The 15123-nt window shown below is 59.3% G+C and carries 14 protein-coding genes; 1 reads left to right on the plus strand and 13 read right to left on the minus strand.

The window, feature by feature from the left end:
• Positions 1-7: 7 nt before the first annotated feature.
• Complete coding sequence (gene leuS, locus IT763_RS05310) at positions 8-2590, minus strand: leucine--tRNA ligase (protein ID WP_033641093.1); 2583 nt, start codon at positions 2588-2590, stop codon at positions 8-10.
• A gap of 286 nt (positions 2591-2876) precedes the next feature.
• Here leuS and IT763_RS05315 point away from each other — a divergent pair, with 286 nt between their 5' ends.
• Entirely contained in the window at positions 2877-3359 is a 483-nt protein-coding gene (locus IT763_RS05315) for a zinc ribbon-containing protein (RefSeq protein WP_004939988.1), read from the plus strand.
• Positions 3360-3399: 40 nt separating this feature from the next.
• Here the strand turns inward: IT763_RS05315 and IT763_RS05320 are convergent, their stop codons facing one another.
• The 12 genes from IT763_RS05320 to miaB all read right to left on the minus strand — a co-directional run bounded on the left by IT763_RS05320 (position 3400) and on the right by miaB (position 15070).
• The gene (locus IT763_RS05320) at positions 3400-4092 is read right to left on the minus strand and encodes an FMN-dependent NADH-azoreductase (protein ID WP_143778555.1); all 693 of its coding nucleotides are present in this window, start codon (positions 4090-4092) and stop codon (positions 3400-3402) included.
• A gap of 148 nt (positions 4093-4240) precedes the next feature.
• Positions 4241-5173, minus strand: coding sequence for a pyrimidine-specific ribonucleoside hydrolase RihA (gene rihA / locus IT763_RS05325; protein WP_206195229.1), 933 nt, complete (start codon positions 5171-5173; stop codon positions 4241-4243).
• A 113-nt stretch (positions 5174-5286) separates the two neighbouring features.
• Complete coding sequence (locus tag IT763_RS05330; protein WP_004939983.1) at positions 5287-6012, minus strand: amino acid ABC transporter ATP-binding protein; 726 nt, start codon at positions 6010-6012, stop codon at positions 5287-5289.
• Positions 6012-6686 carry a glutamate/aspartate ABC transporter permease GltK gene (gltK, locus tag IT763_RS05335; protein WP_206195230.1) on the minus strand — a complete coding sequence of 225 codons (675 nt, stop codon included), beginning with the start codon at positions 6684-6686 and terminating at the stop codon, positions 6012-6014. The genes IT763_RS05330 and gltK overlap by 1 nt, the downstream gene beginning before the upstream one ends.
• Complete coding sequence (locus IT763_RS05340) at positions 6686-7426, minus strand: amino acid ABC transporter permease (protein WP_004939979.1); 741 nt, start codon at positions 7424-7426, stop codon at positions 6686-6688. Before IT763_RS05340 ends, gltK begins: the two co-directional genes overlap by 1 nt.
• 213 nt (positions 7427-7639) lie before the next feature.
• Positions 7640-8536, minus strand: coding sequence for an amino acid ABC transporter substrate-binding protein (locus IT763_RS05345; protein WP_004939976.1), 897 nt, complete (start codon positions 8534-8536; stop codon positions 7640-7642).
• 394 nt (positions 8537-8930) lie between these two features.
• Positions 8931-10460 carry an apolipoprotein N-acyltransferase gene (lnt, locus tag IT763_RS05350; RefSeq protein ID WP_206195231.1) on the minus strand — a complete coding sequence of 510 codons (1530 nt, stop codon included), beginning with the start codon at positions 10458-10460 and terminating at the stop codon, positions 8931-8933.
• A gap of 7 nt (positions 10461-10467) precedes the next feature.
• Positions 10468-11346 carry a CNNM family magnesium/cobalt transport protein CorC gene (corC, locus tag IT763_RS05355; protein WP_004939973.1) on the minus strand — a complete coding sequence of 293 codons (879 nt, stop codon included), beginning with the start codon at positions 11344-11346 and terminating at the stop codon, positions 10468-10470.
• An 85-nt stretch (positions 11347-11431) separates the two neighbouring features.
• Complete coding sequence (ybeY, locus tag IT763_RS05360) at positions 11432-11905, minus strand: rRNA maturation RNase YbeY (protein ID WP_206195232.1); 474 nt, start codon at positions 11903-11905, stop codon at positions 11432-11434.
• Positions 11902-12957, minus strand: a complete 1056-nt coding sequence (locus tag IT763_RS05365; protein ID WP_004939969.1) for a PhoH family protein — start codon at positions 12955-12957, stop codon at positions 11902-11904. Before IT763_RS05365 ends, ybeY begins: the two co-directional genes overlap by 4 nt.
• A gap of 234 nt (positions 12958-13191) precedes the next feature.
• On the minus strand, positions 13192-13527 hold the full coding sequence (locus IT763_RS05370) for a zinc ribbon domain-containing protein YjdM (RefSeq protein WP_004939967.1): 336 nt from the start codon (positions 13525-13527) through the stop codon (positions 13192-13194).
• Positions 13528-13645: 118 nt separating this feature from the next.
• Positions 13646-15070 (minus strand): tRNA (N6-isopentenyl adenosine(37)-C2)-methylthiotransferase MiaB, encoded by a 1425-nt coding sequence (miaB, locus tag IT763_RS05375; RefSeq protein ID WP_004939964.1) that lies wholly within the window; start codon positions 15068-15070, stop codon positions 13646-13648.
• Between the last annotated feature and the right edge of the window lie 53 nt (positions 15071-15123).

Raw genomic sequence — 15123 nt, forward strand, 5'->3', positions numbered from 1 at the left:
CCTTGTGTTAACCCACAACCAGGTTAAGCAGTTTGCCCGGAACGTAGATCACTTTACGAATCGTGACGCCGTCCAGATATTTAGCCACCAGATGCTCTTCGGCAGCGCGCGCGCGCACTTGCTCTTCGGTCGCATCGGCAGATACGGTGATTTTAGCGCGAACCTTGCCGTTCACCTGCACCACCACCAGCTTGGAGTCCTCGACCATCGCCTGCTCGTCGGCAACCGGCCATGGCGCGGTGTCCACGTCGCCTTCGCCACCCAACGCCTGCCACAGGGTGAAGCACACGTGCGGGGTGAACGGATACAGCATGCGAACCACGGCCAGCAGCGCTTCCTGCAGCAGCGCGCGATCCTGCTCGCTCTCCTGCGGCGCGCGGGCCAGCTTGTTCATCAGCTCCATCACGGCGGCGATCGCGGTGTTGAAGGTCTGACGGCGGCCGATATCGTCGGTCACCTTAGCGATGGTTTTGTGCAGATCGCGGCGCAGCGCTTTCTGATCTTCGTTCAGCGCCGCCACGTCCAGCGGCTGCACCGCGCCTTTTTCCACGTGATCGTAGGCCAGTTTCCACACGCGTTTCAGGAAGCGGTTAGCCCCTTCCACGCCGGATTCCTGCCACTCCAGCGTCATTTCTGCCGGTGAAGCGAACATCATGAACAGACGCACGGTGTCCGCGCCGTATTTTTCCACCATCTCCTGCGGGTCGATGCCGTTGTTCTTCGACTTCGACATTTTGCTCATGCCAGCATAGACCAGTTCACGGCCTTGCGGATCGGTGGCTTTAATGATGCGGCCTTTGTCGTCGCGCTCGACGGTGGCGTCAACCGGGGATACCCAGACGCGTTCGCCGCTGTTGCCGGTGTAGTAGAAGGCGTCGGCCAGCACCATGCCCTGACACAGCAGGCGCTTGGCCGGCTCGTCGGAATCCACCAGGCCCGCATCGCGCATCAGCTTGTGGAAGAAGCGGAAGTACATCAGGTGCATGATGGCGTGTTCGATGCCGCCGATATATTGATCGACCGGCAGCCAGTAGTTGGCGGCGGCCGGATCCAGCATGCCCTGGTCATACTGCGGGCAGGTGTAGCGCGCGTAGTACCAGGAAGACTCCATAAAGGTGTCGAAAGTGTCGGTTTCGCGCAGCGCCGGCTGGCCGTCGACGGTGGTCTTCGCCCACTCAGGGTCGGCCTTGATCGGGCTGGTGATGCCGTCCATGACCACGTCTTCCGGCAGGATCACTGGCAGTTGGTCTTCCGGCGTCGGCATCACGGTGCCGTCTTCCAGCGTCACCATCGGGATTGGCGCGCCCCAGTAACGCTGGCGGGAAACACCCCAGTCGCGCAGACGGTAGTTGACCTTGCGTTGGCCGACGCCTTTGGCGACCAGTTTGTCGGCGATGGCGTTGAAGCCGGCTTCATTGTCCAGACCGTCGAACTCGCCGGAGTTGAACAGCGCGCCTTTGTCGGTCATCGCTTCGGCGCTTACGTCAGGCTGGCTGCCGTCGAGGTTCAGGATCACCGGTTTGATCGGCAAATCATATTTGGTGGCGAATTCCCAGTCGCGCTGGTCGTGCGCCGGTACCGCCATCACGGCGCCGGTGCCGTATTCCATCAGCACGAAGTTGGCGACCCACACCGGCAGCTTCTCGCCGCTCAGCGGGTGGACAACGAACAGGCCGGTCGGCATGCCTTTCTTCTCCATCGTCGCCATTTCGGCTTCGGCAACTTTGGTGTTGCGGCATTCGTCGATGAACTCGGTCAGCGCCGGATTGTTGCGCGCGCCCTGTTGCGCCAGCGGGTGGCCCGCGGCGACCGCCACGTAGGTGGCGCCCATGAAGGTGTCCGGGCGGGTGGTGTAAACCGTCAACTTCTCTTCGCTGTCCGCCACGTCGAAGGTGATTTCCACGCCTTCGGAGCGGCCAATCCAGTTGCGCTGCATGGTTTTCACCTGCTCCGGCCAGCTTTCCAGCGTGTCCAGATCGTTCAGCAGCTGATCGGCGTAAGCGGTGATTTTGATGAACCACTGCGGGATCTCTTTACGCTCGACCTTGGTGTCGCAGCGCCAGCAGCAGCCGTCGATAACCTGTTCGTTGGCCAGCACGGTCAGATCGTGCGGACACCAGTTCACCGCCGAAGTCTTCTTGTAGACCAGGCCTTTTTCATACAGTTTGGTGAAGAACCACTGTTCCCAGCGATAGTATTCCGGCTGGCAGGTGGCGATTTCGCGATCCCAGTCGTAGCCGAAGCCCAGCAGTTTCAACTGGTTCTTCATGTATTCGATGTTGTCGTAGGTCCACGGGGCCGGCGCGGTGTTGTTTTTCACCGCCGCGCCTTCCGCCGGCAGGCCGAACGCATCCCAGCCGATCGGCTGCAGTACGTTTTTGCCCAGCATGCGCTGATAGCGCGAGATCACGTCGCCGATAGTGTAGTTACGAACGTGGCCCATGTGCAGTCGGCCGGACGGGTAAGGCAGCATGGATAGGCAGTAGTACTTTTCCTTGCTGTCGTCTTCGGTAACTTTGAAAGTCTGCTTCTCTTGCCAGTGAAGCTGTACGTTCGATTCTATGTCTTCTGGACGGTATTGCTCTTGCATGGCGGCCGGTGGTCCTGTAGGTGTAAACCGTTGCCCCGGTCAGAGGCAACGCAATGAACATTTAGTATTCGTAGATCCGCATAGCATAGCTGATAAGACCTCCCGGCAACAACTCCAAGCGCCTGACTCGGCGCATTTAAAAAAAACGCCGTCATGACGCGGCTCACAACCTGCGGATCCCGCGTCTTGCCAAGTGGCATCAGTCATTTACGGCTAAAATAAGAACAAGTAGCTTAGGGGGGATCCCTACAGCCAAGTCCGGCGCAGCGTTTATCGAGGAGAGTCTATGAACAAGGTTGCTCAGTATTACCGCGAATTGGTGGCATCGTTGAGCGAACGCCTGAAAAACGGCGAACGCGATATCGATGAACTGGTGGCCAGCGCGGAGCGGCGCTTGAACGAGGCCGAAGATTTGACCCGCGACGAAGTGCGGCAGGTGACGCAGGCGGTGCGGCGCGATCTGGAAGAGTTCGCGCGCAGCTATCAGGAGAGCCGGGACGAGTTTACCGACAGCGTGTTTATGCGCGTGATCAAAGAGAGCCTGTGGCAGGAACTGGCGGATATCACCGACAAAACCCAGCTGGAGTGGCGCGAGGTATTCAAGGATGTCAGCCACCACGGCGTTTACCACAGCGGTGAAGTGGTGGGGCTGGGCAACCTGGTGTGCGAGCAGTGTCACTACCATCTGGCGTTTTACACGCCGGAGGTGCTGCCGCTCTGCCCGAAATGCGGTCACGACCAATTCCAGCGCCGGCCGTTTGAACCGTGATGACGTTCCCCGGCAGGGCGGGGAACGCTAAGGCTGGCGTTTAACGGAACAGTTTCTTCAGCAGATTGCTCAGGAAACCGCCGCTGACGGTTGCCGGGGCAACTTCCGCCTGCGCCGGTACGGCGACGCCGGCCGGGATTTTCTGCGCGATCGCGATGCGGCTGTCCTGGGCGGCTTTCTCCGCCGCTTCCGGGCCGTAGGCGAAGCCTTCCGCCAGCACGAATTCAACGTCGGTGATGCCGATAAAGCCCAGGAACAACTTCACGTACGGCGTGATCAGATCCGTCGGCGTGTCGGCGTGGACGCCGCCGCGGCTGGAGATGACGATCGCTTTCTTGCCCGTCACCAGCCCTTCGGCGCCGGCGGAGGTATAGCGGAACGTCTGGCCGGCGCGGGCGATAAGATCGAAGTAGATCTTCAGCTGCGTCGGGATGTTGAAGTTGTACATCGGGGCGCTGATAATCAGCGTGTCGTGCGACTTCAGCTCGGCAATCAGCTCATCGGATAGCGCCAGGGTGCTTTGCTGATGCGGCGTCAGCGGTTTGTCGCCGGCGGTAAAGCCGGCCATCACTTCACCATCCAGCTCCGGCAGCGTTGGGTTGGCCAAATCGCGCACGGTGAACGTGTCTTCAGGGTGAGTTTCACGCCATTGTTCAACAAAAAAATCGACTAATTTTCCAGACTGGGAATATTCACCCAGAATGCTTGATTTCAGGACCAGTACGCGGCTCATTGGCTTATCTCCAGGCGAAGGCTAATCGGTAACGATGTCAGTCGGTGTAAACGCATGGTAGAGGCAAGCCATGAACAGTGATAGCGCAAAAATTCGCTGAGTTAAATCAAAAAAGTTGAACAAGGGGCGCGAGCGCGCCCCGATAGGATCAATAACGCGCTACGCGCTCGGCCAGCAGATCGATAAAGCCCTCGCGGTTGATGCCGGTCAACACTTCCACGTTGGCCGCGTTGCCGGTTTGCTGGAAATAGTCCACCACCGTCATGCCGACGGTGTAGTCCCCTTTGGTCTCCACTCCGACCCAGCGTTCAACGCCGGTAAACAGCTGCGGCGCCAGCAGCCAGGCGATAGTGCAGGGATCGTGCATCGCCGCGCCAGGCAGGCCGCGCGGGTGGCTGAGATACAGCGGCAGGTAAAAATCAAGCATCTCCGCCACCGCCTGCGCGACCGGATTGGCTATCTGGCGAATGCGCTCGATATCCTGCGGCAGCACCAGCGCCTGATGGGTGACGTTCAGCCCGGCCATGGTCAGCGGCACGCCGGATTTCAACACCATCTCGGCGGCTTCGGGATCGACGAAGATATTGAATTCCGCCACCGGCGTGGTATTGCCGGCATTCATGCCGCCGCCCATAAATACGATGCGCTCGATACGGCTTTTCAGCTCGGCATGCTGGGCCAACAGCAGGGCGATGTTGGTCATCGGGCCGGTCACCACCAGGGTGATTGGCTGCGGGCTAGCGCGCAGCAGGTCGGCGATCAGCTCGACGGCGCCGCGGGGATCGGGTTTGAGGGTCGGCGTCGGCAGGTGGGTGTTGCCCATGCCGGTTTTGCCGTGGACATAGTCGGCGATCACCAGCTCGCGCATCAGCGGGCCGCCGGCGCCGGCGGCGACCGGGATGTCCTCGCGCTGCATCAGGGTCAGCAGGCCCAGCGCGTTATGCAGGGTTTTCTCCGGCGTCTGGTTGCCGGCGGAGGTGGTAATGGCTTTGACGTCCAGCTCCGGCGAACGCAGCGCCATGGCCAGCGCGATGGCGTCGTCGAGGCCGGGATCGCAATCGATGATAATAGGGCGGGGCATGTTCTTTCTCCTCTGTTTGTTATCCAGCGAGCATCGGATCAAAACCGGGGAGAAACAAGCGCTTTTAGTGCCGGGAGAAAAGATGCGCCCCTGGCGGGGCGCATCGAGAGCGTTTAGTGCAGGATCTTGGCCAGGAAGTCCTTGGCGCGATCGGACTCGGGGTTGTTGAAGAAATCGTCTTTGTTGCGGTCTTCGACGATTTTGCCTTCGTCCATAAAGATCACCCGATTCGCCACCTTGCGGGCGAAGCCCATTTCGTGGGTTACCACCATCATGGTCATGCCTTCGTTCGCCAGTTCGACCATCACGTCCAGCACTTCGTTGATCATTTCCGGATCGAGCGCCGAGGTCGGTTCATCGAACAGCATGGCGATAGGATCCATGCACAGCGCGCGGGCGATGGCGACGCGCTGCTGCTGGCCGCCGGACAGCTGGCCGGGGAACTTGTTGGCATGGGCGGAGAGGCCGACGCGTTCAAGCAGCTTCAGGCCCTTCTCGCGTGAGGCGGTCTTATCGCGCTTGAGCACTTTCACCTGCGCCAGCGTCAGGTTGTCGATGATAGACAGGTGCGGGAACAGCTCAAAGTGTTGGAACACCATGCCGACTTTGGCACGCAGCTGCGCCAGGTTGGTTTTCTTGTCGTTGACCGGCGTGCCGTTCACCAGGATGCTTCCCTGCTGGATCGGCTCGAGGCCGTTGACGGTTTTGATCAGGGTGGACTTGCCGGAACCTGAAGGACCGCAGACGACGACCACTTCGCCTTTTTTCACTTCGGTGGTGCAATCGGTCAACACTTGGAAGTGACCGTACCACTTGGAAACATTTTTCAGGGATATCATCAAACAGTCCTTTTCTTCAAATAGCTTACCAGCGCCGAGGCGGCGAGGCTGATAACAAAATAGACAAAACCGGCGAACAGGATCATTTCAACCTGGGTGCCGTCGCGTTCGCCAATGGTCGACGCGGTGCGGAAGAAGTCGGCCAGGCTCAGTACGTAAACCAGCGAGGTATCCTGGAACAGTACGATGCCCTGAGTCAGCAGCAGCGGCACCATGGCGCGGAACGCCTGCGGCAGGATCACCAGCCGCATGGACTGCCAGTGGGTCATGCCCAGCGCCAGCGCGGCGGAGGATTGGCCGCGCGAGATGCTGATGATACCGGCGCGGATGATTTCCGAATAATAGGCCGCTTCAAACAGGGAAAAGGCTACCATAGCCGAGATCAGGCGAATATCGGTTTTCGGCGACAGCCCTAGAACCTGTTGTAATAAGCTTGGAACCACCAGATAGAACCACAGCAGCACCATCACCAACGGCACCGAGCGGAACAGGTTGACGTACAGGGTGGCGAACCAGCTTATCGGTTTGAACGGCGACAGACGCATGACCGCCAACACGGTGCCCAACAGGATGCCGACCACGATGGCGGTCACGGTGATCTTCAGCGTGATCACCATGCCTTGCAGCAGATAAGGGAAGCTTGGGACGATCGACGCCCAGTCAAATTCGTACATTATTTACTCCCCAGGTTGCCAGGCAACTGCACTTTCTTTTCGACCAGACGCATAAACAGCATGATAACGGCGTTGATGCCGATATAAGCCAGCGTGATGGCGGTAAAGGATTCATAGGCGTGTGCGGAGTAATCCAACAACTTACCGGCCTGCGCGGCCATGTCCACCAGCCCGATGGTGGAGGCGATGGCGGAGTTTTTGACCAGGTTGAGCATTTCCGAGGTCATCGGCGGCACGATCACCCGGTAGGCGTTCGGCAGCAGCACGTAGCGGTAGGTTTGCGGCAGCGTCAGGCCCATCGCCAACCCGGCGGCTTTCTGGCCGCGCGGCAGGGACTGAATGGCGGCGCGCACCTGTTCGCAAACGCGGGCGGCGGTAAACAGCCCCAGGCAGAGCATGGAAGAGACGAAGAACTGCACGTTGGGATCCAGCTCGGTTTTGAACCAGGTGCCGATATTGGCCGGCAGCAGCTCGGGGATCACCAGATACCAGGTAAAGAATTGCACGATCAGCGGCACGTTGCGGAACAGTTCGACGTAACAGGTGCCGAGGGTGGAAAGAAAGCGGTTGGGCACGGTACGCAAGATACCGAACAGTGAACCGACGAAGAAAGCGATAATCCAGGCACAGACGGAGAGGGCCACCGTGACCTGAAAGCCGGACCAGATCCAGCCGAGGTAAGTGGTGTTCCCAAACGGGGCCTGCTGCAGGAAGATACCCCAGTTCCAATCTATTGACATAACAAACTCCGATAAACGGGCGCAGGGCGCCGAAGATTGATGACTTGATGAGCGCCGATCGCCGCGCGGCCAGTCTGGCTGGCTTGTTGTGTACGGGTGTCGGTGATGCGCCTTGGGGAAAATGAGGGAGGGGAACGGCCCCCCTCATTCCTGTCTGTCCCAGTCATCAACTGGGCCGGTTTGGCCTGGCGGCCGCCCCGGCTTTTGTTCTATTTAGTTCAACGCTTTGTCGTTAGGCTCTTTGAACAGCTGCTTCATGTCGTCCGACAGTTCGAAGTTCATGTTGAGGTTTTTCGGTGGAATAGGCTGCTTGAACCATTTCTCAAACCACTTGGCCGCTTCACCGGAAGTTTGCGCCTGGGCGATGGTGTCATCGACCAGCTTTTTAAACTCAGGATCGTCTTTGCGCAGCATGCAGCCGTAGGCTTCTTTCGACTGCGGCGTGCCGATGATTTCCCACTGATCCGGTTTCTTGGCCTTGGCGCGTTCGCCCGCCAGCAGGGCGTCGTCCATCATGAAGGCCACCGCGCGGCCGCTTTCCAGGGTACGGAAGGAGTCGCCGTGGTCTTTGGCGCTGATGATGCGCATGTTCATTTTGTCGCTGTCGTTCAGCTTGTTCAGCAGCACTTCGGAGGTGGTGCCGGAGGTGACCACCACCGGTTTGCCGGCCAGGTCCTTAAAGTCTTTGATATCGGATCCTTTTTTCACCAGCAAGCGGGTGCCGACCACGAAAATGGTGTCGGAGAAGGCGGCCTGTTTCTGGCGCTCGAGGTTATTGGTGGTGGAACCGCACTCGAAATCATAGGTGCCGTTTTGCAGCAGCGGGATGCGGTTCTGCGAGGTAATCGGCAGCATTTTCACCTGCAGATTCGGCGCATTCAGCTTTTTCTTAACGGCTTCAACGATTTGGTTGGAGTAGTCCTGAGAGTAGCCCACAACTTTTTGTTGGTTGTCGTAGTAGGAGAACGGCACTGACGATTCGCGGTGGCCGACAACGATCACGCCATTGTCTTTGATTTTCTTCAGCGTACCGGTCAGGTCTTCCGCATGCGCCACGCTACCTGCCGCACCGAGCAGCAGTAACGATAACGCCAATTTACGCATTTGCATGGTCCAACTCCTTTGCTGTTGTTGTGGCTCTGACTAAAGAGCGTCAGGTTAAATCGACTGTTTATTGCTCAAGTTATAAAGATAGTCTTATGAACTGAACGCTGTTAAAAAATAACCGATTGTGAACACATTGAAACTAAAATGTTTCATTTTTTGAGACGCCGCGCGCACCAAATCAATGCAACAAAACGTCGGCGCCCCCGCGTGGTGCGCTTAATGCACCCAAAATGTGCGCAGGTGCGACAAAACGTCAGCAAAAGTAAACCGGCGCGCGTTGTCGCCATAGATAAAAGCAAGGAGTGTGCCAGCCGCGTTGATTTAACGACGTTTTCTGACTGAGGTGGGGATATTGACGGGAACGCGGGGCGCGGCGGGCGCGCCCCGGCGAAGAGGATTATTTGCGGCGCAAGCCCAACATCAGCGCCCAGCCGCCCAGCAGCAGGGTAATCACCCACAGCGGTGTGGCGCCGAAGCGCGCATAAGGCGTGACGCCGGTGGTCGGCGTGACCTTCACTTCGAGCACCTGGCGGGTAAACTGCGGGATCTCGGCGATCACCTCGCCGTTCGCATCCACTGCGGCGGTAACGCCGTTATTGGTGCTGCGCAGCAGCGGCCGGCCGAGCTCCAGCGCCCGCATGCGCGCCATCTGGAAGTGCTGCCACGGGCCGATGGAGTGACCGAACCAGGCATCGTTGGAGATGGTCAGCAGGAAGTTGGTGTCCGGGCGGAAGTTATCGCGCACCTGCTGGCCCAGCACGATTTCGTAACAGATGGCCGCCGTCAGATTGTAGCCGCGTACGCTGAGCTGCGGCTGCACGTAGTCGCCGCGGCTGAAACCGGACATCGGCAGATTGAAGAACGGCGCGATAGGGCGCAGCAGTTCACCCAGCGGCACAAACTCGCCGAACGGCACCAGGTGATGCTTGTTGTAGCGATCTTTGGCCGGGTAGCTGTACGGCGTCGGTTCGCCCAGCACGATGGCGCTGTTGTATTCCTGCACGCCTTGTGGGGTGGCGCGCGCATCGACGATGCCGGTGATCAGGCTGCTGTTCTTCGCCCGCATCAGGTCATCCATCATGATCAGGAAGCCGTTCTGACGCGGCTCGAAGTCAGGGATGGCGGACTCTGGCCAGATGATGATCGGCGCCTTGCCCATGTAGGGGCGGGTTTCGTCCAGATAGGTTTGCAGCGTGCTGAGCAGAATGCTCGGATCCCACTTCATTGACTGGGGAATGTTGCCTTGCACCATGGCGACGTTCACCGCTTTCTCCGGCTGCAGGGTAAACCACTGCAGCTGGCGCAGCGGCCACGGCAACAGCAGCAGCGCGGCGGCGATCACGGCTGCCGACAGGCGCCGTTGATTGACGGCGTACACCAGCAGGCCGGCGATGGCCATCAGCACAAAGGTGATGGCGTCAACGCCCAGCAGCGGCGCGATGCCCTTCAGCGGGCCGTTGATCTGGCTGTAGCCGAACTGCAGCCACGGGAAGCCGGTCAGCACCCAGCCGCGCAGGAATTCGGTCACCTGCCACAGCGCCGGCGCGGCGATGGCCAGCCGCCACCAACTGGTGGCCGGCCACCGGCGCGTCAGCAGCCCGGCGAACAGTCCGGTGTACAGCGACAGGTAAGCGGCGAGCAGTACCACCAGGAAGACGTTGACGGCGAACGGCATGCCGCCGAAATCGGCGATGCTGACATACACCCAGTTGATGCCGCTGCCGAACAGCCCGAAGCCCCAGACAAAGCCGAGCAGGGCGGACTGTTTGGTGGTGCGATTGAGGGTAACGGCCAGCAGGCCGAACAGGGAAACGATGGCCGCGGGCCAGAAGTCGTAGGGCGAGAACGCCAGCGTCCCGCCGGCACCTGACAACAGCGCCAGCAGGGCGCGAACCCGCTGGCGTTCAAGTAATGAGGCTTTAGCCATGTTGGATTTAATCTTCCAGTTTCGGTGGTGGAGAATCGTCCGGAATTTTTACATGAACCTGGATGATACGTCGACTGTCGGCCATGGCAACTTTAAATAGGTAACCTTCGATTTCAATGGTTTCCCCGCGCGCCGGCAGGTGGCCGAAGGCCTGCATCACCAGACCGCCGATGGTATCGACCTCGTCGTCGCTGAAGTGGGTGCCGAAGGCTTCGTTGAAGTCTTCGATCGGCGCCAGCGCGCGCACGGTGTACATGTGGCGGCTGAGCTGACGGATATCCAGATCGTCTTCGTCGTCGTATTCGTCTTCGATCTCGCCGACGATCAGTTCCAGGATATCTTCGATGGTGACCAGGCCGGACACGCCGCCGAATTCGTCAATGACAATCGCCATGTGATAGCGCTGGGAGCGGAACTCTTTCAGCATCCGGTCGACGCGCTTGCTTTCCGGCACCACCACTGCGGTGCGCAGCACCTTGTCAATGCTGAACGGCTCGGAGTCTGCGCGCATGAACGGCAGCAGATCCTTGGCCATCAGGATGCCTTCGATGTGATCTTTGTCTTCGCTGATCACCGGGAAGCGCGAGTGTGCGGAGTCGATAATCACGTCCAGGCACTCTTCCAGCGTCTGGTTGCGCTTGAGCGTCACCATCTGGGAGCGGGGGATCATGATGTCGCGCACGCGCTGCTCGGCGATATCCATCACGCCTTCCAGCATGTCGCGGGTATCGGGATCGATCAGGTCGTTTTGTTCGGAATCGCGGATCAGCTCGACCAGATCGCCACGGTTTTTGGGCTCGCCGTGGAACAGCTGGTTAAGGATAAGAGTAAAGAACCCCTTCTTGGGACTGGGGCTGTCATTGCTTTGTGAATGGTCGTCGCTCATGGCGTTTTCGTTACTGTCACTCATGTCAGAGTTAAGGGGCGTCAGCGACAGCCCCGCAAAGGGGCTGTAGGGTAAACGGCTGACGTCAGACGGGGTCTTTTTCCGCCAGGTACGGATCAGGATAGCCCAGTCCGTGCATGATTTCGGTTTCCAAAGACTCCATTTCTTCGGCTTCATCGTCTTCGATGTGGTCATACCCTAGCAGATGGAGGCTGCCGTGGACAACCATATGCGCCCAGTGGGCCTCCAGCGTTTTGCCTTGCTCAATCGCTTCCTGTTCCACCACCTGGCGGCAGATGATCAGATCGCCGAGCAGCGGCAGCTCGATGCCCGGCGGGGCTTCGAACGGGAAAGAGAGCACGTTGGTCGGTTTGTCTTTGCCGCGGTAGGTCAGGTTCAGCTCGTGGCTTTCCACTTCGTCCACCAGACGCACTGTCACCTCGGCCTCTTCCTGAAATTGCGGCAGCACGCCTTCCAGCCAGCGCTGGAAGGTGGCCTCGTCCGGCAGGCCGTCGCTGCTTTCACAGGCAATCTGCAAATCCAAAATCACCTGGCTCATGGTGTCTCCTGCTCGGAGGCGGCGAGCGCCTCGCGCTTACGTTGTTCGGCAATCGCGTCTTTGCGTTTCTGTTCGGCCGCTTCCCAGGCCTCATAGGCGATGACCACGCGGGCCACCACCGGGTGGCGCACCACGTCTTCGCTGTGGAAGAAGTTGAAGCTCAGCTCTTCCACGTCCGACAGCACTTCCACCGCGTGGCGCAGGCCGGATTTCTGGTTGCGCGGCAGGTCGATCTGGGTGACGTCGCCGGTGATGACCGCCTTCGAGTTGAAACCGATGCGCGTCAGGAACATCTTCATCTGTTCGATGGTGGTGTTCTGGCTCTCATCCAGAATGATAAAGGCGTCGTTCAGCGTGCGGCCGCGCATATAGGCCAGCGGCGCGACTTCGATCACGTTGCGTTCGATGAGCTTCTCCACGCGCTCGAAGCCCAGCATTTCGAACAGGGCGTCGTACAGCGGGCGCAGATAAGGATCGACCTTCTGGCTCAGATCGCCCGGCAGGAAGCCCAGCTTTTCGCCGGCTTCGACCGCGGGACGGGTCAGCAGAATGCGGCGAATTTCCTGGCGTTCCAGCGCATCCACCGCGGCGGCGACCGCCAGGTAGGTTTTGCCGGTGCCCGCCGGGCCGATGCCGAAGGTGATGTCGTGATCGAGAATGTTGGCGATGTATTGCGCCTGGTTAGGCGTGCGCGGTTTCACCATGCCGCGCTTGGTTTTAATGGTGACCGCCTTGCCGTAATCCGGCACGCTGTCGGCGACCTGTTCCAGCACCCGGCTCTCTTTGATCGCCAGATGGATTTGCTCCGGATCGATATCCGGGATCACGCCGCGAATCGGCGCGGTATCCACGTAAAGATGGCGCAGGATATCGGCGGCGGCGACCACGCACAGGTTCTTGCCGACCAGCTTGAAACGGTTGTCGCGGCGATTGATTTCGATGCCCAATCGGCGCTCGAGTTGCTTGATGTTGTCATCAAACGGGCCGCACAGGCTGAGCAAACGCTGGTTGTCTGCGGGCTCTAACAAAATTTCTTGTGTTGCGACGTTCAAACTATTCCTCTAGGTCACATCGGGCCTGGTTGATGTCACATAGCGCGTCCGGGACGCGCGCGTTCAGGACGAGCCTGAATACTCTCTTTCTTGAATTATTCATGGTGCGCCGCAACGGCGCAAGTTTACCGCTGATCTATCTGTGCGCCGTCGGCGGAATTCAAGGGAAGACAAGGAAAAAACGCGGCGGGGCGCAAAGCCCGCCGCGTCATCACAGGACAAGACAGCTGGGAATCAGTTCTTTTTCACGAATTCGGATTTCAGTTTCATCGGGCCGAAACCGTCGATTTTGCAGTCGATGTTGTGATCGCCTTCCACCAGACGAATGTTTTTCACCTTGGTGCCGATTTTCAGCATCGAGGAACTGCCTTTGACCTTCAGGTCCTTGATCACGGTGACCGCGTCGCCGTCCGCCAGCAGGTTGCCGTTGGCGTCTTTGACGATCAGCGCGTCCTGATCTTCCGCCGGGGCGCTGTCGCTCCACTCATGGGCGCACTCAGGGCAGATGAACAGGGCATTGTCCTGGTAGGTGTATTCGGAGTTGCACTTCGGGCAGTGTGGGAGTTGCATGTTATGTCGCCTCTTCAACAATAAAAAAATAAAAAAAAACATCACCGGGCGCGGACGCCCGGCGGAGAAACGGTAAGGAATAGCGTGAATGGGCGGCGATAAGGCGGCCGCCACGGCGTCAGGGCTGGTAAATGCCGACGCCCAGCGCGTTTTCTTTGCGGGTACGGGCGATCACCGACTGCGGGGATTCATGTACGCGCAGATCCATCTGCTGTTCGGTGCGCACCACTGCGCCACGCAGGGTGTTGGTCAGCACCTCGGTAATTTCCACGTCGACAAACTGGCCGATCATGTCAGGCGTGCCTTCGAAGTTTACCACACGGTTGCATTCCGTGCGCCCGGCCAGTTCCATCACGCTTTTGCGCGAGGTGCCTTCCACCAGAATACGCTGGACGGTGCCGAGCATGCGGCGGCTGAATTGCAGCGCCTGCTGGTTGATGCGATCCTGCAGAATGTACAGCCGCTGCTTTTTCTCTTCTTCGCTGACGTCGTCAACCATGTCCGCCGCCGGCGTACCGGGGCGCGACGAATAGATGAAGCTGAAGCTGACGTCGAAGTTGACGTCGGCGATCAGGTTCATGGTCTGTTCGAAGTCGGCCTGGCTCTCGCCCGGGAAACCGACGATGAAATCGGAGCTGAGCTGAATATTCGGGCGCGCCTTGCGCAGCTTGCGGATAATCGCCTTGTACTCCAGCGCGGTGTGCGCGCGTTTCATCATGGTCAGGATGCGATCCGAACCACTCTGCACCGGCAGATGCAGGAAGCTGACCAGCTCCGGCGTGTCTTCGTACACCGCGATGATATCGTCGGTGAACTCGATAGGGTGGCTGGTGGTGAAGCGAATGCGATCGATGCCGTCGATGGCGGCCACCAGGCGCAGCAGTTCGGCGAACGAGCAGATATCGCCGTCATGCGTGGCGCCGCGGTAAGCGTTGACGTTTTGGCCGAGCAGGTTGACCTCGCGCACGCCCTGCGCCGCCAACTGGGCGATTTCGAACAGCACGTCGTCGCTCGGGCGGCTCACTTCCTCGCCGCGGGTGTAAGGCACCACGCAGAAAGTGCAGTATTTGTTGCAGCCTTCCATGATCGACACGAATGCGGTCGGGCCTTCGGCGCGCGGCTCCGGCAGGCGGTCGAACTTTTCGATCTCCGGGAAGCTGATATCGACCACCGGGCTGCGGGTGCCCTGAACGTGGTTGATCATTTCCGGCAGGCGGTGCAGGGTCTGCGGGCCGAATACCACGTCGACGCAAGGCGCGCGGCTGCGGATAAGCTCCCCTTCTTGCGAGGCCACGCAACCGCCGACCCCGATGATGACAGACGGGTTCTTTTCTTTCAGCAAGCGCCAGCGCCCCAGCATGGCGAAAACTTTCTCCTGCGCTTTTTCGCGGATCGAGCAGGTGTTCAGCAACAGCACGTCCGCTTCTTCGGCGTTGTCGGTCCACTCGAAGCCGTGCGTGCTGTTCAACAGGTCGGCCATTTTCGATGAATCGTACTCATTCATCTGGCAGCCCCAGGTTTTGATATGTAGTTTTTTCGTCATTGACTTGCCATTACTCAGTGCGGAGCGAAAGTTGCGTTACGCGACATGCAGGG

The sequence above is a fragment of the Serratia sp. CMO1 genome (assembly GCF_015689115.1).
GTDB lineage: Bacteria > Pseudomonadota > Gammaproteobacteria > Enterobacterales > Enterobacteriaceae > Serratia > Serratia marcescens.

What these genes read in the sequence shown, in the direction of transcription:
- leuS (WP_033641093.1), bottom strand. Translation starts at nt 2,590, where the DNA reads ATGCAAGAGCAATACCGTCCAGAAGACATAGAATCGAACGTACAGCTT.
- IT763_RS05315 (WP_004939988.1), top strand. Translation starts at nt 2,877, where the DNA reads ATGAACAAGGTTGCTCAGTATTACCGCGAATTGGTGGCATCGTTGAGC.
- IT763_RS05320 (WP_143778555.1), bottom strand. Translation starts at nt 4,092, where the DNA reads ATGAGCCGCGTACTGGTCCTGAAATCAAGCATTCTGGGTGAATATTCC.
- rihA (WP_206195229.1), bottom strand. Translation starts at nt 5,173, where the DNA reads ATGCCCCGCCCTATTATCATCGATTGCGATCCCGGCCTCGACGACGCC.
- IT763_RS05330 (WP_004939983.1), bottom strand. Translation starts at nt 6,012, where the DNA reads ATGATATCCCTGAAAAATGTTTCCAAGTGGTACGGTCACTTCCAAGTG.
- gltK (WP_206195230.1), bottom strand. Translation starts at nt 6,686, where the DNA reads ATGTACGAATTTGACTGGGCGTCGATCGTCCCAAGCTTCCCTTATCTG.
- IT763_RS05340 (WP_004939979.1), bottom strand. Translation starts at nt 7,426, where the DNA reads ATGTCAATAGATTGGAACTGGGGTATCTTCCTGCAGCAGGCCCCGTTT.
- IT763_RS05345 (WP_004939976.1), bottom strand. Translation starts at nt 8,536, where the DNA reads ATGCAAATGCGTAAATTGGCGTTATCGTTACTGCTGCTCGGTGCGGCA.
- lnt (WP_206195231.1), bottom strand. Translation starts at nt 10,460, where the DNA reads ATGGCTAAAGCCTCATTACTTGAACGCCAGCGGGTTCGCGCCCTGCTG.
- corC (WP_004939973.1), bottom strand. Translation starts at nt 11,346, where the DNA reads ATGAGCGACGACCATTCACAAAGCAATGACAGCCCCAGTCCCAAGAAG.
- ybeY (WP_206195232.1), bottom strand. Translation starts at nt 11,905, where the DNA reads ATGAGCCAGGTGATTTTGGATTTGCAGATTGCCTGTGAAAGCAGCGAC.
- IT763_RS05370 (WP_004939967.1), bottom strand. Translation starts at nt 13,527, where the DNA reads ATGCAACTCCCACACTGCCCGAAGTGCAACTCCGAATACACCTACCAG.
- miaB (WP_004939964.1), bottom strand. Translation starts at nt 15,070, where the DNA reads ATGACGAAAAAACTACATATCAAAACCTGGGGCTGCCAGATGAATGAG.